Origin of the sequence: Streptomyces sp. NPDC004266 (genome assembly GCF_042874095.1) — a bacterium.
Classification (GTDB): Bacteria; Actinomycetota; Actinomycetes; order Streptomycetales; family Streptomycetaceae; genus Streptomyces.
Genome location: NZ_JBIAMM010000002.1, coordinates 589,645 through 616,339 on the forward strand (window position 1 = coordinate 589,645; position 26,695 = coordinate 616,339).

At 72.6% G+C, this 26,695-nt stretch carries 29 protein-coding genes and 1 tRNA gene; 15 read left to right on the top strand and 15 right to left on the bottom strand.

From position 1 onward, the window contains the following. Window positions 1-36: 36 nt before the first annotated feature. Window positions 37-435 carry a hypothetical protein gene (locus ACFYUZ_RS07405; RefSeq protein WP_389306918.1) on the bottom strand — a complete coding sequence of 133 codons (399 nt, stop codon included), beginning with the start codon at window positions 433-435 and terminating at the stop codon, window positions 37-39. Between the two features lie 27 nt (window positions 436-462). On the opposite strand from ACFYUZ_RS07405, the gene ACFYUZ_RS07410 reads away from it, so the two are divergent. From ACFYUZ_RS07410 to ACFYUZ_RS07450, 9 genes are all read left to right on the top strand, one after another. Further along, window positions 463-1,329: a DUF2797 domain-containing protein gene (locus ACFYUZ_RS07410; RefSeq protein ID WP_389306919.1), complete on the top strand. Its 867-nt coding sequence runs from the start codon at window positions 463-465 to the stop codon at window positions 1,327-1,329. Between the two features lie 83 nt (window positions 1,330-1,412). Next, window positions 1,413-1,748, top strand: a complete 336-nt coding sequence (locus ACFYUZ_RS07415) for an antibiotic biosynthesis monooxygenase family protein (RefSeq protein ID WP_389306920.1) — start codon at window positions 1,413-1,415, stop codon at window positions 1,746-1,748. Further along, window positions 1,735-2,610 (top strand): amidohydrolase family protein, encoded by an 876-nt coding sequence (locus tag ACFYUZ_RS07420; RefSeq protein ID WP_389306921.1) that lies wholly within the window; start codon window positions 1,735-1,737, stop codon window positions 2,608-2,610. Before ACFYUZ_RS07415 ends, ACFYUZ_RS07420 begins: the two co-directional genes overlap by 14 nt. A 96-nt stretch (window positions 2,611-2,706) precedes the next feature. After that, window positions 2,707-3,462, top strand: a complete 756-nt coding sequence (locus ACFYUZ_RS07425) for a response regulator transcription factor (RefSeq protein WP_389306922.1) — start codon at window positions 2,707-2,709, stop codon at window positions 3,460-3,462. Between the two features lie 5 nt (window positions 3,463-3,467). Beyond that, the gene (locus tag ACFYUZ_RS07430; protein ID WP_389306923.1) at window positions 3,468-5,060 is read left to right on the top strand and encodes an ATP-binding protein; all 1,593 of its coding nucleotides are present in this window, start codon (window positions 3,468-3,470) and stop codon (window positions 5,058-5,060) included. A 25-nt stretch (window positions 5,061-5,085) separates the two neighbouring features. Continuing rightward, entirely contained in the window at window positions 5,086-6,345 is a 1,260-nt protein-coding gene (locus ACFYUZ_RS07435; protein ID WP_389306924.1) for a glycosyltransferase, read from the top strand. Beyond that, the gene (locus tag ACFYUZ_RS07440) at window positions 6,342-8,462 is read left to right on the top strand and encodes an ArnT family glycosyltransferase (protein WP_389306925.1); all 2,121 of its coding nucleotides are present in this window, start codon (window positions 6,342-6,344) and stop codon (window positions 8,460-8,462) included. Before ACFYUZ_RS07435 ends, ACFYUZ_RS07440 begins: the two co-directional genes overlap by 4 nt. A gap of 75 nt (window positions 8,463-8,537) precedes the next feature. Then, on the top strand, window positions 8,538-10,037 hold the full coding sequence (locus ACFYUZ_RS07445) for an MFS transporter (protein ID WP_389306926.1): 1,500 nt from the start codon (window positions 8,538-8,540) through the stop codon (window positions 10,035-10,037). A gap of 35 nt (window positions 10,038-10,072) precedes the next feature. After that, entirely contained in the window at window positions 10,073-10,861 is a 789-nt protein-coding gene (locus ACFYUZ_RS07450) for a TetR/AcrR family transcriptional regulator (protein WP_389306927.1), read from the top strand. A 157-nt stretch (window positions 10,862-11,018) separates the two neighbouring features. Here ACFYUZ_RS07450 and ACFYUZ_RS07455 read toward each other — a convergent pair whose 3' ends face one another. Both ACFYUZ_RS07455 and ACFYUZ_RS07460 read right to left on the bottom strand, forming a co-directional pair. Next, on the bottom strand, window positions 11,019-12,632 hold the full coding sequence (locus ACFYUZ_RS07455; protein WP_389306928.1) for an MDR family MFS transporter: 1,614 nt from the start codon (window positions 12,630-12,632) through the stop codon (window positions 11,019-11,021). Between the two features lie 14 nt (window positions 12,633-12,646). Further along, window positions 12,647-13,090 (bottom strand): MarR family winged helix-turn-helix transcriptional regulator, encoded by a 444-nt coding sequence (locus tag ACFYUZ_RS07460; protein WP_389306929.1) that lies wholly within the window; start codon window positions 13,088-13,090, stop codon window positions 12,647-12,649. 159 nt (window positions 13,091-13,249) lie between these two features. On the opposite strand from ACFYUZ_RS07460, the gene ACFYUZ_RS07465 reads away from it, so the two are divergent. Next, window positions 13,250-13,483 (top strand): hypothetical protein, encoded by a 234-nt coding sequence (locus tag ACFYUZ_RS07465; protein ID WP_030685489.1) that lies wholly within the window; start codon window positions 13,250-13,252, stop codon window positions 13,481-13,483. Between the two features lie 116 nt (window positions 13,484-13,599). On the opposite strand, the gene ACFYUZ_RS07470 is transcribed toward ACFYUZ_RS07465, so the two are convergent. Next, the gene (locus tag ACFYUZ_RS07470) at window positions 13,600-14,250 is read right to left on the bottom strand and encodes a TetR family transcriptional regulator (RefSeq protein ID WP_389306930.1); all 651 of its coding nucleotides are present in this window, start codon (window positions 14,248-14,250) and stop codon (window positions 13,600-13,602) included. Window positions 14,251-14,298: 48 nt separating this feature from the next. Between ACFYUZ_RS07470 and ACFYUZ_RS07475 the strand changes: the two genes are divergently transcribed. The 3 genes from ACFYUZ_RS07475 to ACFYUZ_RS07485 are packed head-to-tail and all read left to right on the top strand — an operon-like array spanning window position 14,299 to window position 16,705. After that, window positions 14,299-15,231, top strand: a complete 933-nt coding sequence (locus ACFYUZ_RS07475; protein WP_389306931.1) for an oxidoreductase — start codon at window positions 14,299-14,301, stop codon at window positions 15,229-15,231. A 47-nt stretch (window positions 15,232-15,278) separates the two neighbouring features. Beyond that, window positions 15,279-15,875 carry a TetR/AcrR family transcriptional regulator gene (locus ACFYUZ_RS07480; protein ID WP_389306932.1) on the top strand — a complete coding sequence of 199 codons (597 nt, stop codon included), beginning with the start codon at window positions 15,279-15,281 and terminating at the stop codon, window positions 15,873-15,875. After that, window positions 15,872-16,705, top strand: a complete 834-nt coding sequence (locus ACFYUZ_RS07485; RefSeq protein ID WP_389306933.1) for an alpha/beta fold hydrolase — start codon at window positions 15,872-15,874, stop codon at window positions 16,703-16,705. Before ACFYUZ_RS07480 ends, ACFYUZ_RS07485 begins: the two co-directional genes overlap by 4 nt. Here ACFYUZ_RS07485 and ACFYUZ_RS07490 read toward each other — a convergent pair. The 9 genes from ACFYUZ_RS07490 to ACFYUZ_RS07530 form a co-directional block, all read right to left on the bottom strand. Then, window positions 16,686-17,504, bottom strand: a complete 819-nt coding sequence (locus ACFYUZ_RS07490) for a hypothetical protein (protein WP_389306934.1) — start codon at window positions 17,502-17,504, stop codon at window positions 16,686-16,688. The two genes, ACFYUZ_RS07485 and ACFYUZ_RS07490, sit on opposite strands and share 20 nt — an antisense overlap. Before the next feature lie 59 nt (window positions 17,505-17,563). After that, window positions 17,564-18,496, bottom strand: coding sequence for an RNA polymerase sigma factor SigF (locus ACFYUZ_RS07495; protein WP_389306935.1), 933 nt, complete (start codon window positions 18,494-18,496; stop codon window positions 17,564-17,566). Window positions 18,497-18,731: 235 nt separating this feature from the next. Then, complete coding sequence (locus ACFYUZ_RS07500; RefSeq protein WP_030685480.1) at window positions 18,732-19,583, bottom strand: RNA polymerase sigma factor SigF; 852 nt, start codon at window positions 19,581-19,583, stop codon at window positions 18,732-18,734. A 917-nt stretch (window positions 19,584-20,500) separates the two neighbouring features. Beyond that, window positions 20,501-20,794, bottom strand: a complete 294-nt coding sequence (locus ACFYUZ_RS07505; protein WP_389306936.1) for a Dabb family protein — start codon at window positions 20,792-20,794, stop codon at window positions 20,501-20,503. A gap of 9 nt (window positions 20,795-20,803) precedes the next feature. After that, a complete protein-coding gene (locus tag ACFYUZ_RS07510; protein ID WP_177181689.1) occupies window positions 20,804-20,968 on the bottom strand; it encodes a hypothetical protein in 165 nt (54 codons plus the stop codon). Window positions 20,969-21,474: 506 nt separating this feature from the next. Next, a tRNA-Ser gene (locus ACFYUZ_RS07515) sits at window positions 21,475-21,559 on the bottom strand. A gap of 67 nt (window positions 21,560-21,626) precedes the next feature. Beyond that, window positions 21,627-22,055 carry a tRNA adenosine(34) deaminase TadA gene (gene tadA, locus ACFYUZ_RS07520; RefSeq protein ID WP_389306938.1) on the bottom strand — a complete coding sequence of 143 codons (429 nt, stop codon included), beginning with the start codon at window positions 22,053-22,055 and terminating at the stop codon, window positions 21,627-21,629. A 77-nt stretch (window positions 22,056-22,132) separates the two neighbouring features. Then, complete coding sequence (locus ACFYUZ_RS07525; protein ID WP_389307032.1) at window positions 22,133-22,669, bottom strand: hypothetical protein; 537 nt, start codon at window positions 22,667-22,669, stop codon at window positions 22,133-22,135. Between the two features lie 217 nt (window positions 22,670-22,886). Continuing rightward, on the bottom strand, window positions 22,887-23,096 hold the full coding sequence (locus ACFYUZ_RS07530) for a hypothetical protein (RefSeq protein ID WP_389013750.1): 210 nt from the start codon (window positions 23,094-23,096) through the stop codon (window positions 22,887-22,889). Window positions 23,097-23,188: 92 nt separating this feature from the next. Between ACFYUZ_RS07530 and upp the strand changes: the two genes are divergently transcribed. Beyond that, window positions 23,189-23,824 (top strand): uracil phosphoribosyltransferase, encoded by a 636-nt coding sequence (gene upp / locus ACFYUZ_RS07535; RefSeq protein ID WP_389306939.1) that lies wholly within the window; start codon window positions 23,189-23,191, stop codon window positions 23,822-23,824. 102 nt (window positions 23,825-23,926) lie between these two features. Here upp and ACFYUZ_RS07540 read toward each other — a convergent pair whose 3' ends face one another. After that, a complete protein-coding gene (locus tag ACFYUZ_RS07540; RefSeq protein WP_389306940.1) occupies window positions 23,927-24,556 on the bottom strand; it encodes a LytR C-terminal domain-containing protein in 630 nt (209 codons plus the stop codon). A gap of 111 nt (window positions 24,557-24,667) precedes the next feature. Continuing rightward, the gene (locus ACFYUZ_RS07545) at window positions 24,668-24,964 is read right to left on the bottom strand and encodes a type II toxin-antitoxin system VapB family antitoxin (protein WP_030209440.1); all 297 of its coding nucleotides are present in this window, start codon (window positions 24,962-24,964) and stop codon (window positions 24,668-24,670) included. A 97-nt stretch (window positions 24,965-25,061) separates the two neighbouring features. On the opposite strand from ACFYUZ_RS07545, the gene ACFYUZ_RS07550 reads away from it, so the two are divergent. Next, on the top strand, window positions 25,062-26,690 hold the full coding sequence (locus ACFYUZ_RS07550) for a helicase HerA-like domain-containing protein (protein ID WP_389306941.1): 1,629 nt from the start codon (window positions 25,062-25,064) through the stop codon (window positions 26,688-26,690). Window positions 26,691-26,695 lie beyond the last annotated feature (5 nt).

A 26,695-nucleotide genomic window follows, 5' to 3' on the forward strand; every position in this document is an offset into this window, starting at 1 on the left:
GGCCGGACCCCGGGCCGGCCGCGGCTGTCCTCGCGGTCAGCCCGGCCGGCCCGGCCCCACCGCCACCACCTGGTACGCGTCCGCGTACACGATCCGGCCCGGGTCCGCCGACTCCAGGCGTACGCAGGGCACGCCGTGGTTCCGCAGGATGAGCAGGTACGGGGCGACCCGGGCCAGCGCCTCGGTCGCCGTCGGCCGGAACCAGGCGGCGGCGCCCGGGTTCACCGCCGGGTCGTAGACCCTCGGGTCCACCGCCGACGGGTTCGGGAAGTGCGCGTCGTACCAGTCGTTCGAGGCGCGCCAGACCGCCCACTCCTCGGGGGAGAGTCTTCCTTCCCGGGCCAGCGCGTTGGCCAGGCCGAAGACGCCGGTGTGGTGGCCCCGGGGGCTCCGGGTCGGGGACTGGAAGCGGATGTGGCGGAGACTGGACGGCATCCGGGGAGCATAGGGAGGCGCGGCGGCGTGGAGTGGTGGTCTCGGGGGATCGACTGGACCGGCGGAGCGCCCGGGCTGCGGTGGCGGGGCGGGCGCGTCAGCACGCTCACGTACGGGCAGCGGCTCGCCTTCCGAGCCGTCGGCGTCCGGCGGTGCCCCGGCGCCCGGGGGAACGCCTGCCCCCTGGCGGCCGTCGTGCCCGGCCGGTCCACCGGCGGGCGGTGCCCGGAGTGCGCGCGGCTCGACCGGGCCCACTCCGTCGCGGCCGACACCGTCGCGGACGACCCGCAGCCGTACCGCGTCTACCTGGCGTGGTTCGGGCCCGGGATGACCAAGGTCGGGATCACCGCGGAGGCCCGTGGCGAGGCCCGGCTCCTGGAGCAGGGGACCGTCGCCTTCAGCTGGCTCGGCCGGGGCCCGCTGATGGCCGCCCGGCGCACCGAGGAGGTGCTGCGGCAGGCCCTCGGCGTGCCCGACCGGGTGGCGTACGAGCGCAAGCGGGCCGCCCGGCACGCCCTGCCGCCCGCCGGGGACCGGGCCCGCGAGGTCGAGGAGCTGTACCGGCGCGCGCGGGCCGTCGGCGGCTGGACGGAGACCCTGGAGCCGCTGGAGTTCGCCGCACGGGACCATGCCGGGGCGTTCCGCCTCGACGGGCTGCCGCGCCTCGACGGCACGGTCGCCGAGCTCGTCGGCGGCGGCGTCGTCACCGGCCGGCTGCTCGCCGCCGCCGGGCCCGACCTGCACCTCCTCGCCCCCGACGGGCGCTGCCTGGTCCTGGACACCCGGCTCGTGCGCGGCTGGATCCTCGAGGCCGCCGGGGAGGGGGAGGGCTTCTCGGTACCGGTGACGGCGGCGGCCGCGGCGGCCGAGGGCGCCCAGGAGGGGCTCTTCTGAACCCTCTCCCGCTTCGTAAAGTCTTGGATCCCTTTCCCGGGGCGCCGTGGACATCCCGCCGCCGTCCCGGCGAGGGTGATCACATGACTCCGAAGCTGGTGGCGGGCCTCGAACCGCCCTACTACACCGCCGTGTTCACCTCCGTCCGCCCCGACGCCCCCGAGGGCTACGCCGAGACCTCCGCCCGGATGCAGGAGATCGTCCGGGACGTCCCCGGCTTCCTCGGTTACGAGTCGGCCCGCACCCCCGGCGGCATCGGCATCACCGTCGCCTACTTCCGCGATCTGGAGGCCCTCGACGCCTGGCGCCTCGACACCGAGCACCAGGCCGCCAAGGCGTACGGGCGGGAGCACTGGTACGACAGCTACAGCGTCCACATCGGCAGGGTCGAGCGGAGCTACGGCTTTGAGCGCGAGTGAGACGGAAGCGCTGACGGCGCGGCTCGGCATCCCCGGACTCGTCGATGTGCACACGCACTTCATGCCGCAGAACGTCCTCGACAAGGTCTGGGCGTACTTCGACGCCGTCGGGCCCCTCACCGGCGTGGAGTGGCCCATCGCCTACCGCGAGGAGGAGGAGCGCCGGATCGCCCTCCTGCGCGGGTTCGGCGTGGTCGCCTTCACCGCGATGCTCTACCCGCACAAGCCCGGGATGGCCGCCTGGCTGAACTCCTGGGCCGCCGACTTCGCGGCCCGCACCCCCGACTGTCTGCACACCGCGACGCTCTTCCCCGAGCCGGGCGTCCACGCGTACGTCCACCAGGCGCTCGACGCCGGAGCCCGGGTGTTCAAGGTGCACCTCCAGGTGGGCGGCTTCGATCCGACCGACATCGAACTCGACAGCTCCTGGGGAGCCCTCGCCGACAGCGGCACCCCCGTCGTCGTGCACTGCGGCTCCGGGCCCACCCCGGGGAACTTCACCGGGCCCGGCCCCATGGGGCGGCTGCTGGCCCGGCACCCGAGGCTGCGGGTGATCGTCGCGCACATGGGGATGCCGGAGTACGGCGACTTCCTGGACCTGGCCCAGCGGTACGAGGGCGTCCACCTCGACACCACCATGGCCTTCACCGACTTCAGCGAGCGGCTCGCGCCCTTCCCCGAGGCCGAGCGCAAGCGGCTCCTCGACCTCGGCGACCGGATCCTCCTCGGCTCGGACTTCCCGAACATCCCGTATCCGTACGTCCACCAGCTCCACGCCCTCGAACGCCTCGGGCTCGGCGACGACTGGCTCCGGCGGGTCCTGTACGAGAACGGTGCCGCGATGTTTCACGTGAAACGGTGAGCCGCCGGCCCTCCCCGAGGGCCCCTGGGAGCTTTCTCAGGGAATTCACAGGAAAGGGAAAGAGGCCTCTCAGCGGTGGCCCCCACCGTGGGAGCCATGACCGTGACCACGCGAAGCACCAGCGCCCGCACCGGCACCCACGCCGCCATGCTCCGTGCCGACGGGACCGCCGTCCGGGTCCTCGTCGTCGACGACGAGGCGTCACTCTCCGAGTTGCTCTCCATGGCCCTGCGCTACGAGGGCTGGCAGGTCCGCAGCGCCGGGGACGGGGCCGCCGCCCTCCGCTCCGCGCGGGAGTTCCGGCCCGACGCCGTCATCCTCGACATCATGCTCCCGGACGCCGACGGGCTGAGCCTGCTCGGTTCGATCCGCCGTGAACTGCCCGACGTGCCCGTGCTGTTCCTGACCGCGAAGGACGCGGTCGAGGACCGCATCGCCGGGCTCACCGCCGGCGGCGACGACTACGTCACCAAGCCCTTCAGCCTGGAGGAGGTCGTGGCCCGGCTGCGCGGCCTCATCCGCAGGTCCGGGGCCGCGCAGGCGCGCAGCGAGTCACTGCTCTCCGTGGGGGACCTGACCCTCGACGAGGACAGCCACGAGGTCACCCGGGGCGGTGAGTCCATCCACCTCACCGCGACCGAGTTCGAGCTGCTGCGCTACCTCATGCGCAATCCGCGGCGGGTGCTCAGCAAGGCGCAGATCCTCGATCGGGTCTGGTCGTACGACTTCGGCGGCCAGGCCAACGTCGTCGAGCTCTACATCTCCTACCTGCGCCGGAAGATCGACGCAGGGCGTTCGCCGATGATCCACACCCGGCGCGGGGCCGGCTATCTGATCAAGCCGGGGGAGTAGCCCCCGTGCGCGTGCGACGAGGGCGGCCGTGGTCGCTGCGGACGCGGCTCGTCGTCTCGGCCGTCGCGCTGATCGCGGTCGTCGCGGCGGTGATCGGGACGGTGACGACCATCGCGTTCCGCTCGTACCTGTACGCACAGGCCGACGAGCAGGTCCACGCCGTCGCGGACCGGGCGGCGGGCCCGCCGGTCGTGGTCTCCCCGGTGCCCGGTCCGCTCGACCCGGTCCGTCGGAAGGAGCCCCTCGCCTTCGTCCAGGGGCCCGGCGCCCCCATAGGCACCCTCGGCGCGGTCCTCGTGGACGGCGAGGTGACCTCGGCCGGGTACTCGGCGGAGGCCGCGGGCAGCGGGCCGTACGAGCGGAACATCCGGTTCGCCGAACTCGACGCGGGCCAGCGGGCCGCGCTCGCCGCCGTCCCCCGCGACGGCCGGCCGCACACCGTCGACCTGCCCGGCGGCCTCGGCGCCTACCGGGTCGAGTACGCCGCCGGGGCCCACGGCGCCTTCCTCACCGGCATCCCCCTGGCCGAGGTCGAGGACGCCCTCTCCACCCTCGTCCTCGTCGAGCTGAGCGTCACCGGCGCCGGGCTCGTCGCGGCCTCGCTCGCCGGGACCGTGCTCGTCCGGGTCGCCCTCCGCCCGCTGCGCCGGGTCGCCATCACCGCCCGTCAGGTCGCCCGGCTCCCCCTGCACAGCGGGGAGGTGGCGCTCCATCAGCGGGTCCCGGAGGCGGAAGCCGACCCGCGCACCGAGGTCGGCCAGGTCGGTGCGGCCCTCAACCGGATGCTCGACCACGTCCACTCGGCCCTCGACGCCCGCCAGCAGAGCGAGACCCGGGTCCGGCAGTTCGTCGCGGACGCCAGCCACGAGCTGCGCACCCCGCTCGCCTCGATCCGGGGCTACGCGGAGCTCACCCGGCGCGGCCGCGAGGAGTGCGGCCCCGACACCCGGCACGCCCTCGGGCGGATCGAGTCCGAGGCCACCCGGATGACCGGTCTGGTCGAGGACCTCCTGCTGCTCGCCCGGCTCGACGCCGGCCGCCCCCTCTCGTGCGAGACCACCGACCTCGTCCCGCTCGTCGTGGACGCCGTGAGCGACGCCCGCGCCGCCGGACCCGAGCACCACTGGCGCCTCGAACTGCCCACGGACGGCCCGGCCGTACGGGCCGACGGCGCCCGGCTCCAGCAGGTCCTGGTCAACCTCCTCGCCAACGCCCGCACCCACACCCCGCCCGGCACCAAGGTGACCGCCCGTGTCCGCACGGAGGCCCCGGCCGTCCTCGTCGAGATCGAGGACGACGGCCCCGGCATCCCGCCCGACCTGCTCCCCGCCGTCTTCGAGCGCTTCGCCCGCGGCGACGCCTCCCGCTCCCGGCACGCCGGATCCACCGGCCTCGGCCTCGCCATCGTCCGCGCGGTCGTGCTCGCGCACGGCGGGGAGGTGGGCGTCGAGAGCGCCCCCGGGCGGACCGTCTTCACGGTCCGGCTGCCCGCCGCACAGAACGCCGCACAGGACACGGCACAGAACGCAGGACAGGGAGCGGCACCCGCCGCCCCACCGGACTCACAGGCAGGCCACAGGCTCATCACACAGCCGTGACAGCGGGCCCGGCGAGTGTCGGAGCATGCCAACCCCAACCATCGAGGAAGCCCTCCCCGCCCGGGAGCACCTGCCGGTGGACGTCGCCGGACGGCCCGTCCTGGACGTGGTGATCCCCGTCTACAACGAGGAGAAGGACCTGGAGCCGTGCGTCCGCCGGCTCCACGAGCACCTCCTGAGGACCTTCCCGTACGGCTTCCGCGTCACCGTCGCCGACAACGCCTCCACCGACACCACGCCCGCCGTCGCCGCCGCGCTCGCGGGAGAGTTGCCCGAGGTGCGCTCCGTGCGGCTCGAACAGAAGGGCCGCGGCCGGGCGCTGCGGACCGTGTGGTCGGCCTCGGACGCGCCCGTCCTCGCCTACATGGACGTGGACCTGTCCACGGACCTCAACGCGCTGCTCCCGCTGGTCGCGCCGCTCATCTCCGGCCACTCGGACCTGGCGATCGGCTCCCGGCTCGCCCGCTCCTCGCGGGTGGTGCGCGGGCCGAAGCGGGAGTTCATCTCGCGCGCCTACAACCTGATCCTGCGCTCATCGCTCGCCGCCCGGTTCTCCGACGCGCAGTGCGGCTTCAAGGCCATAAGGCGGGAGGTCGCCGAGCGGCTGCTGCCGATGGTCGAGGACACCGGCTGGTTCTTCGACACCGAGATGCTGGTGCTCGCCGAGCGGGCCGGGCTGCGCATCCACGAGGTGCCGGTGGACTGGGTCGACGACCCCGACTCGACCGTGCACATCGTGAGGACGGCCACCGACGACCTGAAGGGCGTGTGGCGGGTGGGCCGGGCCCTCGCGACCGGTTCGCTGCCCCTCGACCGGCTCGCCCGGCCGTTCGGCGACGACCCCCGGGACCGCGAGCTGAGCGGCGTGCCGGGCGGCCTCGCCCGTCAGCTCGTCGGCTTCTGCGTGGTCGGGGCCCTGTCCACGCTCTGCTATCTCGCGCTGTACTCGGCCTTCCGGCTCGGCCTCGGCCCGCAGCTCGCCAACGCCGCCGCCCTCCTCGTCTCCGCCGTCGCCAACACGGCCGCCAACCGGCGCCTCACCTTCGGCGTACGGGGCCGTGACCGGGCCGTCCGCCACCAGGCGCAGGGGCTCGTGGTCTTCGCCATCGGCCTCGCGCTGACCAGCGGTTCGCTCGCCGCCCTCGGCGCGGCGACCGGCGATCCGGCGCACTCCACCGAGCTCGCCGTCCTGATCGTCGCCAACCTCGCCGCGACCGTCCTGCGCTTCCTCCTCTTCCGCCTCTGGGTCTTCCCCGAGCGGCCGACCCCAAGGAACGACCGATGACCACCCTGCCCACCGCCGTCCCCGCGGCGCCCCGCACCGGCCGGCTCGCCCGGCTGTGGCGCGGACGCCCCGAGGACCGCCCCTGGGTCCGGCCCGCCCTCCTCGGCCTGCTCGCCGCCACCGCGCTGCTCTACCTGTGGAACCTGAGCGCCTCCGGCTACGCCAACTCCTTCTACTCCGCCGCCGTCCAGGCGGGCTCCGAGAGCTGGAAGGCCTTCTTCTTCGGCTCCCTCGACGCGGCCGACGCCATCACCGTCGACAAGCCGCCGGCCGCGCTCTGGCCGATGGCGCTCTCCGTCCGCCTCTTCGGGCTCGGCTCCTGGCAGATCCTCGTGCCCGAGGTGCTCATGGGCGTGGGCACGGTCGCCGTGCTCTACGCGGCCGTCCGCCGCCGCTTCCCCGCCGGAGCGGGCCTGCTCGCGGGCGCGGTCCTCGCGCTGACGCCGGTCGCCGCGCTGATGTTCCGCTTCAACAACCCGGACGCGCTGCTCGCGCTGCTCATGACGGTCGCGGTGTACTGCGTGCTGCGCGCCCTGGAGCAGGAGCGGGGCGCCGCGCGGTGGCTGGTGTGGGCGGGCGTGGCCTTCGGTTTCGCGTTCCTCGCGAAGACGCTCCAGGCCTTCCTGATCCTGCCGCCGCTCGCGGTCGTGTACCTGGTGTGCGCGCCCGGAGGGTTCGGGCGGCGGCTCGGCCGGCTCGCCCTGGGCGGGCTCGCGATGCTCGTCTCGGCGGGCTGGTGGGTGGCCCTGGTCGAGCTGTGGCCGGCGTCCTCCCGTCCGTACGTCGGAGGTTCGCAGAACAACAGCTTCCTGGAGCTGACCTTCGGCTACAACGGCCTCGGCCGCATCAACGGCGACGAGACCGGCAGCGTCGGCGGCGGTGGCGGTCCCGGCGGCATGGGCGGCGGCCGTTGGGGCGAGACCGGCATCGCCCGGATGTTCAACGACGCGGTCGGCGGTCAGATCTCCTGGCTGCTGCCGGCCGCGCTGGTCCTGCTCGTCGCGGGGCTCGTCGTCACCTGGCGGGCACCCCGGACGGACACGGCGCGCTCCGCCTTCCTGGTCTGGGGCGGTGCGCTCCTGATGACGCTCGCCGTGTTCAGCTTCATGGCCGGCATCTTCCACGAGTACTACACGGTGGCCCTGGCCCCTTACCTCGCGGCGCTGATCGGGATGGGCGCCGCGGTGCTGTGGGAGGAACGCACGCGGTGGCTCGCCTCGGCGGCGCTCGCGGCGGTGGTGGCGGTGACGGCCTGGTGGGCCTGGACGCTGCTCGGCCGGACGCCGGACTGGCTGCCGTGGCTGCGCTGGACGGTGCTGGTGGCGGGGGCGGTGGCCGCGCCGGGGCTGCTGTTCGCGGGCCGGGTCGACCGGCGGCTGGGGCTCGGGGTGGCCGGCCTCGGCCTGGCGGCGGGGCTCGCGGGGCCGTTCGCGTACACCCTGGAGACGGTGAACGCCGGTCATCAGGGCTCGATCGTGACGGCGGGTCCGGCGGGCGGCGCGTTCGGCGGCCGGGGCCCGGGCGGCGGCCGGCTCTTCGAGATCGGGACGATGCCTCCCGGCGGCCAGCGCGGCCAGATGCCCGGCGGCCAGATGCCCGGCGGCGGCCGGTTCCCCGGTGGCCAGTTCCCCGGTGGTCAGCTGCCGGGCGGGCAGGGCGGTCGCGGAATGCCCGGCGGTGCCGCCCTGGAAGCCTTCGGCCCGGGGGGCGACCGACGCCCCGGCGCCGGTGGCGGCATGGGCGGTCTCCTCAACGGCGCCAGTGTCGGTACGAAGGCGAAGGCCGCCCTGCTCGCGGACGCCGACGCCTACACCTGGGTCGCGGCCACGGTCGGTGCCCAGAACGCCGCCGGCTACCAGCTCGCCACGGAGAAGCCGGTCATGGCGATCGGCGGCTTCAACGGCAGCGACCCGTCGCCGACGCTCGCCCGGTTCAAGGAGTACGTCGCGGAGGGCAGGATCCACTACTTCATCGGAGGCGGCTCGGGGGGCGAGGGCGGCGGCCGCATGGGCGGCGGTCCCGGCGGCGGCTCCGAGATCTCCACGTGGGTGTCGGAGCACTTCGAGGAGGTCACCGTCGACGGCGCCACCTTCTACGACCTGACCCGCGAGAAATAACCCCTATGCAGCGTACGAGAGTCCCTATACGGTGTACGAGCCTCGGTCTCGTACACCGTATAGGAGTCTCCTGTCATGACAGCTACCGGCGGTCATCCGCAGCGCTGGCTGATCCTCGGCGTCATCTGCCTCGCCCAGCTCACGGTGCTGCTCGACAACACCGTGCTCAGCGTCGCCATCCCCTCCCTGACCTCCGAGCTCCACGCTTCCACCTCCGACATCCAGTGGATGATCAACGCGTACTCGCTCGTCCAGTCCGGCCTGCTGCTCACCGCCGGCAACGCCGCCGACCGCTACGGCCGCAAGAAGCTCCTCGCCGCCGGCCTCGCGCTCTTCGGCCTCGGCTCGCTCGCCGCCGGCCTCGCCGGCTCCACCGCGCAGCTGATCGCCGCCCGCGCGGGCATGGGCGTCGGCGGCGCGCTCCTGATGACCACCACCCTCGCCGTCGTGATGCAGATCTTCGACGACTCGGAGCGGGTCAAGGCCATCGCGCTCTGGTCCACGGTCGCCTCGCTCGGCTTCGCCGGAGGCCCGCTGATCGGCGGCGTGATCCTGAACCACTTCTGGTGGGGAATGATCTTCCTGATCAACCTCCCCGTCGCGGCCGTCGCCCTCGTCGCCGTCCTCAAGCTCGTCCCGGAGTCCAAGAACCCCCAGGGGGACCGCCCCGACCTGCTCGGCGCGCTGCTCTCCACCATCGGCATGACCGCCGTCGTGTACGCGATCATCAGCGGCCCCGAGCACGGCTGGCTCTCCGCCCAGGTCCTGGTCCCGGCGGCCGTCGGCCTCCTCGGGCTCGGCGCCTTCGCGCGGTGGGAGCTGCACACCCCGTACCCGATGCTCGACATGCACTTCTTCCGGAACCAGAAGTTCATCGGCGCCGTCGGCGGTTCGATCCTGGTCGTCTTCGGCATGGGCGGCTCGCTCTTCCTGCTCACCCAGCACCTGCAGTTCGTCCTCGGCTACGAGCCGCTCGAAGCCGGCCTCCGGATGGCGCCGCTCGCCCTGACGATCGTCGGCCTCAACCTGACCGGCGTCGGCCCCAAGATCGTCATGAAGCTCGGCACCCCGCCCACCGTCGTCCTCGGCATGACGCTGGTCGCCGCCGGCCTCGCCTCCATCGCGCTGCTCGGCGGCGGCACGGACGGCAGCTACTGGGGGATGCTGCTCGGCCTGGTCCTGATGGGCTTCGGCATCGCCGTCTCCTCGCCGGCCATGGCCAACGCCCTGATGAGCGCGATCCCGCCGGAGAAGGCGGGCGTGGGCGCCGGCATCAACGGCACCCTGGCCGAGTTCGGCAACGGCCTGGGCGTCGCCGTCCTCGGCGCCGTGCTCAACGCCCGCTTCGCCGCGCTCGTCGCCGTGACCGCGACCTCGCTCCCGGCCGCCCTGGCCGCCGCCGGCGGCGAGGCCGAGCGACGGCAGATCTCCGACGCCTTCGCCTCCGGCCTCCAGACCAGCCAGCTCGTCGGCGCGATCGCCGTCCTCGCCGGCGGCCTCCTGGCGGCGGCCCTGCTCAAGCGGGCCGAGCGCGCGGAGAAGGCCCTGACGCCCGAAGAGCCGGTGGCTGCCTAGCATGGTCACGGACCGCTGACAGACGGAGGAACGCGATGGTCAAGGCAGCCGATCGGGCCAAGAACCCGGCGCGTTCCAGCGTGTGGCTGGAGAAGCGGGCCACCCGCAGCGGTGGCGGCCCGGCCGGGCTCGACCGGGACCGGATCGTCGCCGCCGCGGTCCGGATGCTCGACGAGGAGGGCCTCGCCAAGCTGTCGATGCGCAAGCTCGCGACCGAGCTGGGCGTCACGGCCATGTCCCTGTACTGGTACGTGGACACCAAGGACGACATCCTCGAGTACGCCATGGACAGCGTCTACGGGGAGGTCGACCTCGCGGCGGTCGACGCCGCCGGGAGCTGGCAGGAGCGGATCCGGCTGCTCGCCCTGGACTACCGGAGGATGCTGGTCCGCCACGGGTGGATGTCGCCGAGCGCCGGCCAGTACCTGAACATCGGCCCGAACGCGATCGCCGTCGGCCAGAAGATCCACGACACGGTCGCGGAGACGGGCCTCTCGCTCGACCGACGGCCGAGCGCGATGTCGGCGGTCTTCCAGTTCGTGTACGGCTACGGGACGATCGAGTCCCAGTTCGGCCGGCGCGCGGCGGAGGCCGGGATGTCGCAGGACGAGTTCTACGTGAACTCGGTGAACGCCTTCCGGGACGACCCGGGGCTCACGGAGCAGGTCGAGGGCCTGAGGGAGATCCTCGACGAGCGGACCTCGCACGACAGCCTCAGGGACATCTGGGACCGCGACTTCGGCTACGCCCTGGACGTCCTGATCGCGGGCATCGAGGTCATGGTCGCGCGCGAGGCCGAAGGGGCGCGCCGTACGGAGAGATGAGGGGCCGCGCCGTACGGAGAAATGACGGAGCGCGCCGTGCGGAGAGATGAACGGGCGCGCCGTGCGGAGAAATGACGGAGCGGCGGGCCGTCCCCTGCCCGCCGCTCCGTACCCGACCCGGCCGCGCCTCCGCTCGAAGCGTGGCCGGGAGCTCTTCCTAGGCCTTCGTGCCGGCTGTCTCCTCGGAGGCCTTCGCGTGGTTGCTCTTCAGCGCGACCTCCTTGATGAACAGCGTCACCACGAAGGCGAGCAGCGCGAACGGCGCCGAGTAGAGGAAGACGTCGGCGACACCGTGGCCGTACGCGTCCTCCATGACCGTGCGGATCGGGGCCGGCAGCTTGTCCATGTCGGGGATGCCACCGCCCGAGCCGCCCTTGCCCATGGCGGCCGCGGCCTTCGGGCCGAGCTCGGCCAGGCCCTCCTTGACGTAGTTCGTGACCCGGTGGGCCATGACCGCGCCGAGCGCCGAGACACCGATCGCACCGCCCAGGGAGCGGAAGAAGGTGACGACGGAGGAGGCGGCGCCGAGGTCGGCGGGGGCCACCTGGTTCTGGGTGCAGAGCACCAGGTTCTGCATCATCATGCCGAGGCCGAGGCCGAGGACCGCCATGAAGAGCGCGATGTGCCAGTACGCCGTGTCGTAGCGGATCGTGCCGAGCAGCCCGAGACCGCCGGCGGCCAGGGCGCCGCCGCTGACCAGCCAGGCCTTCCAGCGGCCGGTCTTGGTGATGACGAGACCGGAGACGGTGGAGGAGACGAACAGGCCGCCGATCATCGGGATGGTGAGGACGCCGGACATCGTCGGTGACTCGTTCCGCGCCAGCTGGAAGTACTGGCTGAAGAAGACCGTGCCGGCGAACATCGCGACGCCCACGAAGAGCGAGGCGAGCGAGGCGAGGGTGATCGTCCGGTTGCGGAAGAGGCGGAGCGGGATGATCGGCTCGCTCGCCTTCGACTCGACGAGCACGAAGACCGCGCCGAGGGCGACCGCGCCGACGACCATGACGGCCGTCTGCCAGGACATCCAGTCGTACTTGTCGCCCGCGAAGGTCACCCAGATGAGGAGCAGGGAGACGGCGGCGCTGATGAAGAAGGCGCCGGCCCAGTCGACCTTGACCTGACGCTTCACGACGGGGAGGTTCAGGGTCTTCTGCAGGACGATCAGGGCGATGATCGCGAAGGGCACGCCGACGTAGAAGCACCAGCGCCAGCCGAGCCAGTCGGTGTCGGTGATGACGCCGCCGAGCAGCGGGCCGCCGACGGTGGCGACGGCGAAGGTCGCGCCGAGGTAGCCGCTGTACCGCCCGCGCTCACGCGGGGCGATCATCGCGGCCAGGATGATCTGGGAGAGGGCGGTCAGACCGCCGACGCCGATGCCCTGGACGACGCGGCAGGCGATGAGCATGCCGGTGCTCTGCGAGAGACCGGCGACGACCGAGCCCGCGACGTAGACGATCAGGGCTATCTGGACGAGCAGCTTCTTGGAGAAGAGGTCGGCGAGCTTGCCCCAGAGCGGGGTGGTCGCGGTCATCGCCAGGAGGGCCGCGGTCACCACCCAGGTGTAGGCGGACTGGCCGCCGCCCAGGTCGGTGATGATCTGGGGGAGGGCGTTGGAGACGATCGTCGAGGACAGGATGGCGACGAACATGCCGAGCAGCAGCCCGGACAGCGCCTCCATGATCTGACGGTGTGACATCGGGGCGGTCTCGCCGCCACCGCCGGTACCGGTGACGCCGTTCCGCGCACCGGTGTCGGGCGTGGTCGTGGCCATGAACTTCCTTTTTCTCAGGCGTGGTGGGCCCGGCAGTCCCCGAAGGAGTCGCGGAGGCGGGCGAGCAGGTGCGTGAGCTGGTCGACGTCGTCGTCGGTCCACTCCGCGAGGTGGCGGGAGAAGGCCTCGGTCACTCGGCGGTCGAGCTCGTCGAGCATCGCGTGGCCCGGTTCCGTGAGGTGCAGGATGCGGGAGCGCTTGTCGTCCGGGTCGGGCAGTCGCTCGATCCAGCCGTGTTCCACGGTGTGCGCCACGTGGCGGCTGCACACGGACATGTCGACGGCCATGAGTTCGGCGAGCCTGCTCGTCCGCATGGCGCCGTGGTGGTTGACCAGGGCGAGCACGGCGGCCGAGCCGCCCTGGCAGTCGACGGGCAGGACACGGGCGAGGCCGCGCTTCACGGCGCCGATCGCGCTCACCGAGCGGGCGAGTTCCTCGTATCTGTTCCGTGTCGCCATGGGGCACCCCCGTCCATCTTGTTGCTTAGGGCAACCATAGAGATGGATGGTTGCTTCAGGCAAACTAAATCGGTCAAACGGCGCTAAAGAATCGGCAAAGGCGGATCGTCGGTGCCGGGGCTTGGGCCCCCCATCCCGACTTCGCTAGGGTCCTGGCCCATGGCACACAACCCCCAAGCACCGTACGGCCAGGGCCAGCCCCCTCAGGGTCCCGAGGGCTACGACCCCGCCGGCAGCACGCAGATGTTCCGCGCCTTCGTCGACGAGGGCACCCCGCAGCGGCAGCAGCCGCAGGCCGCGGCCGCGTCGGGCGGCCCGCGCGTCGGCCTGATCGTCGGCGTCGTCGCGGTGATCGTCGTCCTGGCGGCCGTCGCCTGGCTGGCGCTGGGCTGACCCTCCGTACCGACCACACGCCCCGGGTGGGCCGGCTCCGCGACAGCGGACCGGCCCACCTTTCTTTCACGGCGCGGCGCGCGGCTCACGGCCTCAGGAGCACACGGCCCTGCGGCTCACGAACTCGCGTCCAGGGCCGGGGTGAGCACCGCGAAGGCCTCCCCCAGCAGGGCGACCGGATCCTCGGCGACCTCCGCGCTCTCGCCGCCGCTCCACCGGCGCAGGACGGCGTCGAAGGCGGTCAGGGCCATGCCCGCGGCGAGCCGGGGACGGAGGTCGGTCTCGGGGTCGCGCCCCAGCCGGGCCCCCAGTTCCTCCGCCAGGCCCTCGCGCCACTCCGCCTGGTGCTCCAGGAGGCGCGCGAGCAGGGAGGGGGTCCGCAGGATCAGCCGGACCACCGGCAGGACCCGTTCGGCGTGGTCGCCGCAGGCGGCCAGCGGTACGGAGACGGCGTGCCGCAGCGCCTCGGAGGGGCGCTCCCCGGCGGGCCGCTCGGCGAGCGCGGCGCGCATGTCGGCGCCCATGCCGGCCAGGAACTGGACGACCACGTCCTCCTTGGACGCGAAGTACCGGAAGAAGGTCCGCTTGGAGACCCCGGCCTCGGTCGCGATCTCGTCGACGGTCGCGGCGTCGAAGCCCTTGAGGGCGAACAGCTGGAGCGCCGCCTCGGTGAGCTCGGTGGCGACGAGCTGGCGTTTGCGCTGGGCGAGGGTCGACTCGGGGCGGGTGGTCACGGGCCGATGGTAACGCGGTGCCTCAGGTGACATCCATAGTCATGCTTGACACTCGGTGACACGAGCGGCAACGTGTGTCGCATGACTGAGAAGCAGCGCTGGACCGCCGACCTCGTCCCGGACCAGACCGGACGGGTCTTCGTCGTCACCGGAGCCAACAGCGGTCTCGGCCTCGCCACCACCCGTGCGCTCGTCCGACGGGGCGGGCGCGTGATCCTCGCCGTACGGGACGAGGAGAAGGGCCGCCGGGTGGCCGAGGACCTCGCGGCGGCGGGGGCCGACCGGGACCTCCTCCTCGTACGGCGGATCGACCTCGCCGACCTCGATTCGGTGCGCGCCTTCGCCGACGGCGTGCGCGCGGAGCATCCGCGCCTCGACGTGCTGGTCAACAACGCGGGCGTGATGGCGCCGCCCCGCACGCTCACCCCCGGGGGACACGAGATCCAGTTCGCCGCCAACCACCTCGGCCACTTCGCGCTCACCGGCCTGCTGCTCGACCTGCTCGCCGCCGGGACCGACCCGCGGGTGGTCACGGTCAGCTCGATCAACCACCGGCAGGGCGGCCTCCGCTTCGACGACCTGAGCGGCGAGCGGGGCTACACGCCCATGACCTTCTACAACCAGTCGAAGTTCGCCAACGCCGTCTTCGGCAAGGAGCTGCACCGCCGCCTCGCCGCGACCGCGAGCCCGGTCCGCAGCGTGCTCGCCCACCCGGGCTACACCGCCACGAGCCTCCAGACGAAGGACACCTCCGGTCTGGCGAAGCTGTTCTTCGGACGCATCGGCAACCCGCTGCTCGCCCAGCGGCCGGAGCGGGGCGCACTGCCCCAGCTGTACGCGGCGACCGACGCGTCCGTCGCGGGCGGCGAGTTCATCGGCCCGGACGGCATGGGCGAGCTGCGGGGCGCCCCGACCCGCGTGCGCCTCTCCGAGGCGGCGGGCGACCCGGGGACGGGCCGCCGGCTGTGGGAGGAGTCGGAGCGCCTGACGGGAGTGCGCTACCTGGGCCGCTGATCACCCTCTGGCGGATCGAACCTAGGGGCATTAGTCTCCTTCCTAGGATGACTAGGAAAGAGGAGGGCCTCGTGGTGCGCGCGGGAATCACCGTCGACGGCCTCGTGCGGGCCGCCGCCGAGATGGCGGACGAGAGCGGCCTCGACAAGGTCACCGTCTCGGCCCTGGCACGGCGTTTCGGGGTCAAGGACGCGAGCCTCTACTCACACGTCAGGAACCTGCGCGACCTGCGGGTCCGGCTCGCGCTCCTCGCCTCGGGCGAGATGAACGACGCCATCGGCGCCGCCGTGGCCGGCCGGTCCGGCAAGGAGGCGCTCGTCGCCTTCGCCGACGCCTACCGCGACTACGCCCTCGCGCACCCCGGGCGGTACGCGGCCGCACAGCAGCGGATCGAGCCGGAGGAGATCGAGGACACCACCGTCCTCCTGCGGGCCGTCGAGCTCACCTACGGCATGCTGCGCGGCTACGGCCTCCAGGAGCCCGACCTCACCGACGCCGGACGCCTGCTCCGCAGCGCCTTCCACGGCTACGTCCACCTCGAACTGGGCGGCGGCTTCGCGCACTCGCGCCCCGTCGCCGCATCCTGGGCGCGCTCCCTGGACGCGCTCCACCACGTCCTGGAGAACTGGGGGAACGACTCGTGAACGCCGTCGACGTCGGCACGGTGAAGGTCCCGGGGGCCACCCTGCGGTACGAGACCCGGGGCAGCGGCCCCGTGCTGCTGCTGATCCCCGGCGGCGCCGGGGACGCCGGGCTCTTCGAAGGGATGGCCGGCCTCCTCGCGGAGGCCGGGCACACCGTGGTCTCGTACGACCAGCGCGGTCTGTCGCGCAGCCCGCTCGACGGGCCCCCCGCCGACCAGCGGGTGGCCGAGTGGCGCGACGACGCCCTCGCCGTCCTGGACGCGGTCTCCCCGGACGACCCCGCGTACGTCTTCGGCAGCAGCTCCGGCGGCATCGTCGCCCTCTCCCTGCTCGCCGCCCGCCCGGACCGGGTGCGCCGGCTCGTCGCCCACGAGCCGCCCCTCGTGGAGCTGCTCGCCGACCCGGCTCCGTACCGCGACCACTTCGCCGAGGTCCGCGAGCTGCACCGCACGCGGGGGCTCGGGCCGGCGACGGCCCGCTTCTCCGAGACGCCCGACGGCCGGAAGCCGGAGCGGCAGGGCGGCGAACTTCCCGCCTCCGTCCGGCCGATGGCCTCCCGCATGGCCGCCAACATGCCGGTCTTCCTGGAGCACGTCCTGGTCCCCTTCTCCTCCTCCGCACCCGATCTGGAGGGGCTGCGCGCCGCCGCAGGGAAGCTGGTCCTGGGCGTCGGCGAGGAGTCCACGGATCAGGAGGCGCTCGCCGGGCCGGCGCGGCGGCTCGCCGAGCTGACCGGCGCCGTGCGGGCGGAGTTCCCGGGCGGCCACGTGGGCTGCGTGGAGCACCCGGTCGAGTTCGCGAAGGTACTGGTCAGCGCCATGTTGCGGTGACCTCGCGGGTGTCGACCCGCATGCCGATCGGCACCCGCCAGGAGTCCACGCACACCGTGTACGTCTGCGTCCGCGCCGCCCCCGCGGCGATCGGAGCGGGCAGCGGCTGACGGGAGGGGAACGTCCCCCAGTCGGTGCCGAGCAGGCCGATGACGTGCGTCGCGAAGCCGACCGTCCCCGAAGTGGCCGCGGAGCCTCCGGTGTTGCGGAAGGTCACGGTGACCCGCTGGCACCAGCGCCGGTCGCCGTCGGCGAGGCTGGGCGCGGAGACGGTGAGCACGGCGGGCCCGGGCGCGGGGGTCGGTGCGGTCGACGGCGGGGACGTGCCGGTGCCGGGCGGTGTGGGGGCGGGCGTGGTGGAGGGGGTACGGGGCGGGGCGCCGGTGCCTCCGCGGCCGGGCGCGGTCGTCGAAGCCGGACCGGACCCCGTACTCGTGCCCGTACCCGTGTCCGTAGGGGAGGACCCCGAGGACCCCGAGGACCCAGGGGTCCCGGAAGTCCCGGACGGCGTCGGGAAGCCCCCGCCACCGCCCGTGGAGGCCGTCCCGGACGCCCCCGGAGTCCCGGGCGCGCCGGGCGCCGCGGGCGACGGGGAGGACGTGCTGGACGTCGTCCCGCTCGCGGAGGGGCTCTCCAGGGGGACCAGGGTGACCACGCCCGAAGGGGCGACCGCGCCCTTCGGGGAGGGGCCGGCGCCGACCGCCGCGTACCCCTCGCCGTCTCCTCCGCCGCCGCACGCGGTCAGCGCCCCGCCGAGGCAGAGCGCCACCGCCACGAGTCCCGGCTTCCTGCGCCTCATGCGTCCCAGTCTGGCTGACGTCCCGTCAACAAGCGGGGCTTTCGCGGAACTCTGCCGGATCAGTCGGAGATGAGGCCCTCGCGCAGCTGGGCGAGGGTGCGGGTGAGGAGGCGCGAGACGTGCATCTGGGAGATGCCGACCTCCTCGCCGATCTGCGACTGCGTCATGTTCGCGAAGAAGCGGAGCATGATGATCTGCCGCTCGCGGGGCGGCAGTTTGGCGAGCAGCGGCTTGAGCGACTCGCGGTACTCGACGCCTTCGAGGGCCATGTCCTCGTAGCCGAGGCGGTCCGCGAGCGAGCCCTCGCCGCCGTCGTCCTCGGGCGAGGGGGAGTCCAGCGAGGAGGCGGTGTACGCGTTGCCGACGGCGAGGCCGTCGACGACGTCCTCCTCCGACACCCCGAGCACGGCGGCGAGTTCGGGCACGGTGGGGGAGCGGTCGAGCTTCTGCGCGAGCTCGTCGCTGGCCTTGGTCAGGGCGAGGCGCAGCTCCTGGAGCCGGCGCGGGACCCGCACCGACCACGAGGTGTCGCGGAAGAAGCGCTTGATCTCGCCGACGACGGTCGGCATGGCGAACGTCGGGAACTCGACGCCCCGCTCGCAGTCGAAGCGGTCGATCGCCTTGATGAGGCCGATGGTGCCGACCTGGACGATGTCCTCCATCGGCTCGTTGCGGGAGCGGAAGCGGGCCGCCGCGTACCGCACGAGCGGGAGGTTGAGCTCGATGAGGGTGTCGCGGACGTAGGTCCGCTCCGGGCTGTCGGCGGCGGCGCCCTCGGTGTCGAGGGCGCGCAGCCGCAGGAAGAGGGAGCGCGAGAGGGTGCGGGTGTCGAGGGCCCCGGACGTGAGGACCATCGGCGGAGGCGCGGTCTCGGTGGTCCCGGCGGTGTTCACGGTCTCCGTGCCGTCGGCCGCGTTCGGCGCCGTCGTCTGCGTGGGCACGGGAACGGGCGTGAGCGTGAGCACCTTCGAGCTGCCCAGTTCTGTGGACATGCCACCCCCTTGAGGTCGCGGACGGTCGCGGTGGCCGCGACCGTCTGAGGAACGCAGCCTCCACCTGAATACCGGCGGTGGGGCTGCGGCAAACTCGGTTCCAGCAGAATGTCACATGTCGGCAACACGCTGTAGTGACTTGTCGACACGGCGGCGGTGCATTTCCGCAGGAAACAAGGGGTGTACGGCATTTGGCCCGGGTGAGAACTGCTCCGAACCGGTCTACCCGTTCCGGTTACGCCTCGATCCTGTTTGCGGATCTCAGGCGGGCGAAACTGCGGGCGAGGAGCCTTGACACGTGCATCTGGGAGACGCCGAGTTCCTGACTGATCTGAGACTGGGTCAAATTGCTGTAGTAGCGCAGCATCAGGATCCGCTGCTCCCGCTCGGGCAACTGGACGAGCAGGTGCCGGACGAGGTCGCGGTGCTCGACGCCCGCCAGGGCGGGGTCCTCGTAGCCGAGCCGGTCGAGCAGTCCGGGCAGCCCGTCGCCCTCCTGCGCGGCCTCCAGGGAGGTGGCGTGGTACGAGCGGCCGGCCTCGATGCAGGCGAGCACCTCGTCCTCGCCGATCCGCAGCCGTTCGGCGATCTCCGCGGTCGTGGGGGAGCGGCCGTGAGCGGTCGTCAGGTCCTCGGTGGCGCCGTTCACCTGGACCCAGAGCTCGTGCAGCCGGCGCGGCACGTGCACGGTCCGCACGTTGTCGCGGAAGTACCGCTTGATCTCGCCGACGACGGTCGGCATCGCGAAGGTGGGGAACTGGACGCCCCGGTCGGGGTCGAAGCGGTCGATGGCGTTGATGAGGCCGATGGTGCCGACCTGGACGACGTCCTCCATCGGCTCGTTGCGGGAGCGGAAGCGGGCCGCCGCGTACCGCACGAGCGGCAGGTTGGCCTCGATGAGGGCCCCGCGCACCCGGTGGTGCTCGGGGGTGCCCGGCTCCAGGTTCTTCAGCTGCCCGAAGAGCACCTGGGTGAGGGCGCGGGTGTCGGCGCCGCGACTGCTCTGCGGGCGCGGGCGCGGGGCTTCCGGACCACCGCCGCCCGCCTCGTGCTGGGGCGGGACCTGAGGTGCTGTACTGGCCGGCACGTTCACGCCACCCCTTCGCCTGTTCTTGCTGGTGGACCGGGTCAACTACGGTCAACTCATCCGTCAAAAGCGGTCATAGCATCACAAGACATGTCCACTGTGTGCAAGCACCGCATAATCCCGTGTTGAGGGCATGATGGTGTAAATGGGGGAGGGGTGAAAATCCGCGATGCTCCTGCCGAACGACGGTCGTACGCTCGTGCGAGCCATCGCGTGTGATGGTGAAAATGCGCGGTTCTCGCCTATGTGTGCTGGACCGTCTCCACCTTGGGGTCTGAGGCCGAGGGGGTGAGGGGGGTGCGTGCTGTCCGGGCACGGCGACGGTCCCGGGGGAAGAACAAGGCGCCGAAGCGGACCACGCCCGATGACGGGGCGGTGTCGGTGGTGGTGCTGCCGTTGGCGGTCGCGGATCCTGGCGATCTCGCTCGGCTGGAGAAGCCGTTCGGGGCGATGTGGTGCATCAAGAGGGCCGTCCAGCGGGACGCCCGCGCAAGGGTGGACGCATGCCGGGCCGCGCACCGCGAGCGGGGGCGGAACGGGTGCAAGGCCGTGAGGCAGCGTCTCGGACTGTCCCGCGAGGCTCTGGAGCGGTGCGCCTGCCGACACCTCGAAGCCTCGGTGCACCTCAAGCGCCATGGTTCGAAGGCCCTTGCGAGGCGCATGGCCGACGAGGTGTGGAGCGGCGTCTCGCGGCATCTGTTCCCCGACGCACAGAACGACGGCGGCCGGGACGGCGAGGATGCGCAAGGCGACCTGGTGGGACCACGCGGGCCCGCTCGCCGTGGTGCTTGCCGGAGGCCCCGACAGCCGACCGGACGACCCCGGATGAGACACCGCGAGGTGCCCACGCCGGAACGTTCGACCCTCACACCGGCCGCAGTCCGCGATTCACCCTCTGGTGAATCGCGGACCAAGTCTCAGAAGGCGTAGTCCGCGATCACCCAGGTGGCGAACTCGCGCCACTGGGCGACACCGGCCTGGTGCGCGGGGTGGTCCAGGTAGCGCTGGAGCGCTTCCTCGTCCTCGACGGCCGAGTTGATGGCGAAGTCGTACGCGATCGGCCGGTCCGTGATGTTCCAGTCGCACTCCCAGAACTTCAGCTCCGGGATCTGCCCGCCGAGCGCACGGAACGCCTCGACGCCGGCGACCACTCGCGGCTCGTCGCGCGCGACGCCGTCGTTGAGCTTGAAGAGGACCAGATGGCGGATCACGGTGGGCTCCTAGTTGACGAGTTCGGTCATGAACTGACCGACCCCCTGGGCGGCGCTGGAAATGCCCTCGAACCCTACCTGCACCAGATCGGCGGCCCTGGCCGGGGAGGTGACGATCGTGTACAGCACAAAGACCACGACCGCGTACAGCGCGACCTTCTTCGCTTGCGCCATCTGCCCAGCCCTCCCCTGTTCCCCCGCCGTACGACCGCGCCACTCTAACCGAGGCCTTATGGACCAAGGGCCCGGCGATCGGGGCCTTTCGCCGCTCCCCGGAAGGGTGACGGGCGCGCAGTATGGATGTCGAGCCCGGCGGATCTGGCAGGAATCCGCGGGGCTCGGAGGAACCGGCCCGCACTGCGGGGTCCGTGCCGCGGGCTTCCCCCCTGAACGCGGCGCAGGACTTGCAGGTCCGGTTCTCGTCGGGGGGAGCGGCTTGTCCCCCCGATGCCGTTCCCCCCGTCCTGAGCCCCGTTCCGGCGGAGCAGGCCCCGGCCGCGCCACGCGCGCGGACCGGGGCCTTCGTCGTGCGGTCCTCGCGCGCGGACCGGGGCCTTCGTCGTGCGGTCCTCGCGCACGGACCGGGGCCTTCGTCGTGCGGTCCTCGCGCACGGACCCGCGTGCGCACCGGAGATACGCCGAAGGGCCCGGCGCTGATGCGCCGGGCCCTTCGATCGAAGCGGTAGCGGAGGGATTTGAACCCTCGGTGACTTGCGCCACACTCGCTTTCGAGGCGAGCTCCTTCGGCCGCTCGGACACGCTACCGAGAGAGAGCTTAGCCCAAACTGGCGCTGCGATGAAATCCGCGTCGAAGACCAGGTCGGAGCAGGGGTCAGCGGCCGCGGAAGAAGGCCGTCAACTGCTCGGCGCACTCCTCGCCGAGGACGCCCTGGATCACCTCGGGGCGGTGGTTGAGCCGTCGGTCCCGTACGAGGTCCCAGAGCGAACCGGTCGCGCCCGCCTTCTCGTCGAGCGCCCCGAACACCACCCGCTCGACACGGGACTGGACGAGCGCGCCGGCGCACATCACACACGGCTCCAGGGTCACGACCAGCGTGCAGCCCGTCAGCCGCCACTCGCCGGTGACCGCCGCCGCCCGGCGCAGGGCGAGCACCTCGGCGTGCGCGGTGGGGTCGCCGGTGGCCTCCCGCTCGTTGTGCGCGCGGGCGATCACCGTGCCGTCCGGCCCGAGCACGACCGCCCCGACCGGTACGTCACCGGCCGGCGCGGCCGCGTCGGCCTCGGCGAGGGCGAGACGCATGGCGTCCCGCCAGGGATCCCGGACCGGGTCCCGAACGGAGTCGGGAGCGGGGTCGGGAACGGGTACCGCGGATGTCACTAGCGGACGGCCTCCAGGACCTCGGCGGCGCCCAGCGCCTCCGCGATCTCCGCGAGCGCGTCCGTGTCGAGGGCCAGCAGGTCCTCCGCCGACATCCCGAGGTCGGCCAGGATCAGCCGGTCGCCCACCGGAGCGGCCGGGACGGCCTCGGCGGCGACGGAGCCCGCCTCGTCGTCCTCGTCCGTGTCGCCGTCGAGCGGCTCCCCGTCCTCGGTGCCGTCCAGGTCCAGCGTCTCCAGGTCGTCGACCAGGTCGTCCAGGTCGTCGCCGAGGATCTCCCGGGTGAGCATCTCCCCGTACGAGGAACGCGCGGCGGCGGCCCCGTCCGAGACGTAGATACGAGGGTCCTCCTCACCCTCGATCCGGACGATCCCGAACCACGCGTCCTCCTGTTCGATGAAGACGATCACCGTGTCGTCGTCCGAGGCCTCGCGAGCGAGCTCGGCCAGATCCGACAGGCTCTCCACGTCGTCGAGCTCCGTGTCGCTCGCTTCCCACCCGTCTTCGGTGCGCGCGAGCAGTGCGGCGAAGTACACCTGACTCTCTCCCACTGATCAGAGGTGTGACGTTCCGGCGGCGCGCTTCCGGTGCCCCGCCCAATCGGCATCGTGACAGAAACGTCGCCGTCAGGAGAGGTCTTCGGCTCTTGCGTCGTGCATCAGTCTGAACGACCCCGCGATCGGGTGGGCGTGCGACCCCGGCGCACGAAGGGGGCGCACGGACGGTTCCCGCGGCAGCGTCCCACGGACGGCCTCACCAGCGGAAGGTCCGCATGCGCATCGCCTGGCGCATCCGGGCGGCCCTGGCGCGCCGCGGCTGCACGCGCTCGCGCAGCGCCTTGGCCTCGTTCAGCTCGCGGAGGAACTGGGCGCGGCGTCTGCGGCGCTCCGCGTCGGTCTCCGGTGCCGGCGTGCGGGCCGCCCCCTCGGCGGCTTCCCCTGCCGGTTCTTCCAGGTCGGGCATCGGCCACACCACCCCATCGCTGGGTCCCTGTGTCCCCACCTTCCCCCAGCGCCGTGGGTCGATGCCAGTGCCCGGCGGGCTACTGTTGAGTCATGCGTCTCCACGTCGTCGACCACCCCCTGGTCGCCCACAAGCTCACCACCCTGCGCGACAAGCGCACGGACTCCGCGACCTTCCGCCGTCTCGCCGACGAGCTGGTCACCCTGCTCGCCTACGAGGCCACCCGGGACGTGCGGACCGAGCAGGTCGACATCGAGACCCCCGTGACGCCCACGACCGGCGTGAAGCTGTCGCACCCGCGTCCGCTGGTGGTCCCGATCCTGCGCGCCGGTCTCGGGATGCTGGACGGCATGGTCCGGCTGCTCCCGACGGCCGAGGTCGGTTTCCTCGGCATGATCCGCAACGAGGAGACGCTGGAGGCGTCGACCTACGCGACGCGGATGCCGGAGGACCTCTCGGGCCGCCAGGTGTACGTCCTGGACCCGATGCTGGCGACCGGCGGCACGCTGGTCGCGGCGATCCAGGAGCTCATCAAGCGCGGCGCCGACGACGTGACCGCGGTCGTGCTCCTCGCCGCCCCGGAGGGCGTCGAGGTCATGGAGCGCGAGCTCGCGGGCACGCCGGTGACCGTCGTGACGGCCTCGGTCGACGAGCGGCTCAACGAGAGCGGCTACATCGTCCCGGGCCTGGGTGACGCGGGCGACCGCATGTACGGCTCCGCCGAATAAGACGCGGCCGGCTCCGCCGAATAAGACGCGGCCGGCTCCGCCGAACAGGACGCAGCCGGCTCCGCCGAACAGGACACGGCAGGACCTGCCGGGCGGCCACCCCTACCGGCAGGGCTTCACCGCGGGCGCGGGCCTGGTCAGGGCGACCAGGGCCGCGTCCGCCGTCGCTTTCGGGGACAGCGTCTTGAACGCGGTCCCGATGATCAGGTCCACATCGGCCGTGGCCCGGGTGTCCGTCTTGGTCGTGGCGCCCGCGAGCTGGGTGCCGAGGACCGGGAAGGCGCCCTTGGTGGCGGCGGGCGCGCCGAGCAGCAGGCCGGCGCCCGTGACCTTCTTGTCGTAGGCGGTGGGCGCGTTCCCCACCTTGCCGATCTTGAAGCCGCGCTTCTTGAGCTCGTCCGCGGTTGTCTTGGCGAGCCCGCTGCGCGGGGTCGCGTTGTAGACGTTGACCGTGATCTGCGCCGGCTTGGGGAAGGCGGCGGCGGGCGCGGCGGTGGCCTTGGGGGCGGGCTTGCAGTCGGTCTGCTTCCCGGCCGTCGTCTTCGCGCCCGTGTCACCGGAGAAGACGTCGACGAGCTGGAGCGTCCCCCAGCCGGCCGCGCCGAGCACGACCACGGCGGCGACGGACGCGAGGACGATCCTGCGCCGGCGGTGGGGGCGGCGCATGCGGGGGTAGACATCCCCCGTGATGCGGTACTTTCCGCCCATGCCGGGGGGAGTGAGCATGCTCATGAACGCAGCGTAATGCCGCCCGTCGGCGATGCCTACTTGATGATCATGTGATCGCGTCCGGATGGGGGCGAACTGACCCCGAAAGGGTCAGCGGGACGGCCCTGGAAGGGCTCAGTCGAGCTCCAGGACGCGGGCGTGCAGCACCTGGCGCTGCTGGAGCGCAGCGCGGACGGCGCGGTGCAGTCCGTCCTCGAGGTAGAGGTCGCCCTGCCACTTCACGACGTGCGCGAAGAGGTCGCCGTAGAAGGTGGAGTCCTCGGCGAGCAGGGTCTCCAGGTCCAGCTGGCCCTTGGTGGTCACCAACTGGTCGAGGCGGACCGGGCGCGGGGCGACGTCCGCCCACTGCCGGGTGCTTTCCCGGCCGTGGTCGGGATACGGCTTTCCGTTTCCGATGCGCTTGAAGATCACACGGAAAGCCTACCGGGCGAGCGGCTCCCGGCGCAGCCACGCGAGAGCAGTGGGATGCTGGTGCAAACCATGACATAACCGGAATCGGGGTGCCGTCATGAGCGTGAGCGAGCCGCCGCCCGCCTCCCCGGCGGAGCCGCCCGCCGCCCCCGCGGGACCGTCCGCCGCCTCCGCGGGACCCGCCGCCGAGATCGCCGCCGGGTACGCCTTCGACGGACCCGCACTCGAACTGGGGGCTCTGCTCTGGGACGGCGTCTGTCACCCGGACGCGCGTATCCGCGTCCCGCTGTCCGTGCTCAACCGGCACGGTCTGGTCGCCGGGGCGACCGGCACCGGCAAGACGAAGACGCTCCAGCTGATCGCCGAGCAGCTCTCGGCGAACGGCGTGCCGGTCTTCCTCGCCGACGTCAAGGGCGACGTCTCCGGCGTCTCCGCCCCCGGCCAGGACGGCGAGCGGGTCCGGGAGCGCGCCGGGCAGGTGGGCCAGGAGTGGCGGGGGCGCGGCTTCCCCTGCGAGTTCTACGGGCTCGGCGGCACCGGCCCCGGCATCCCGGTCCGCGCGACGGTGACCGGCTTCGGCCCGGTGCTCCTGTCCAAGGTGCTCCGGCTCAATCGGACGCAGGAGCAGTCGCTCGGCCTGATCTTCCACTACGCCGACGCCAAGGGCCTGGAGCTGGTCGACCTCAAGGACCTGCGGGCGGTGGTGGCCTTCCTGGTCTCGGACACGGGGAAGGCCGAGCTCAAGGGCATCGGCGGTCTGTCGACGGCGACGGCCGGGGTGATCCTGCGCTCGATCACGGCCTTCGAGCAGGAGGGGGCGGGGGACTTCTTCGGGGAGCCGGAGTTCGACACGGCCGAGCTGCTGCGGACGGCGGCGGACGGGCGCGGGATCGTCTCGGTCCTGGAGCTGCCGGCGGTGCAGGACAAGCCGCAGCTGTTCTCGACCTTCCTGATGTGGATGCTGGCGGACCTCTTCGGCGACCTCCCGGAGGTCGGCGACCTGGAGAAGCCGAAGCTGGTCTTCTTCTTCGACGAGGCGCACCTGCTCTTCAGCGGCGCCTCGAAGGCGTTCCTGGAGTCGGTCACGCAGACGGTGCGGCTGATCCGCTCGAAGGGCGTCGGGGTCTTCTTCGTGACGCAGACCCCGAAGGACGTCCCCCCGGACGTGCTGGCGCAGCTCGGCAACCGGGTGCAGCACGCGCTGCGCGCCTTCACCCCGGACGACGCGAAGGCCCTGAAGGCGACGGTGCGGACCTTCCCGAAGTCGCCGTACGACCTGGAGGAGGTGCTCACCGGGCTCGGTACGGGCGAGGCGGTGATCACCGTACTGAGCGAGGAGGGCGCGCCGACGCCGGTGGCGGTGACCCGGCTGAGGGCCCCCGAGTCGCTGATGGGCCCGCTCGACGCGGCGGCTCTGGACGCGGCGGTGAAGGGTTCGTCGCTGTACGGGCGGTACGCGGAGGCGGTGGACCGGGAGTCGGCGTACGAGAGGCTGACCGCCGAGCAGCGGGCGGCGGAGGCGGCGGCGTTGGAGGCGGCCGAGGCGGCCGGGGAGGAGGCGAGGGCTCCCCGGGAGGCGAGGGCTCCCCGTGGGAAGGAGGAGCCCTCGCTCGTCGAACAGGTGGTGGGCAGCGGGATCTTCACGTCCCTGGCCCGTTCGGTCGGCACCCAGCTGGGCCGGGAGATCACCCGTTCGCTCTTCGGGACGGCCCGCCGGAGGCGCTGACCGGG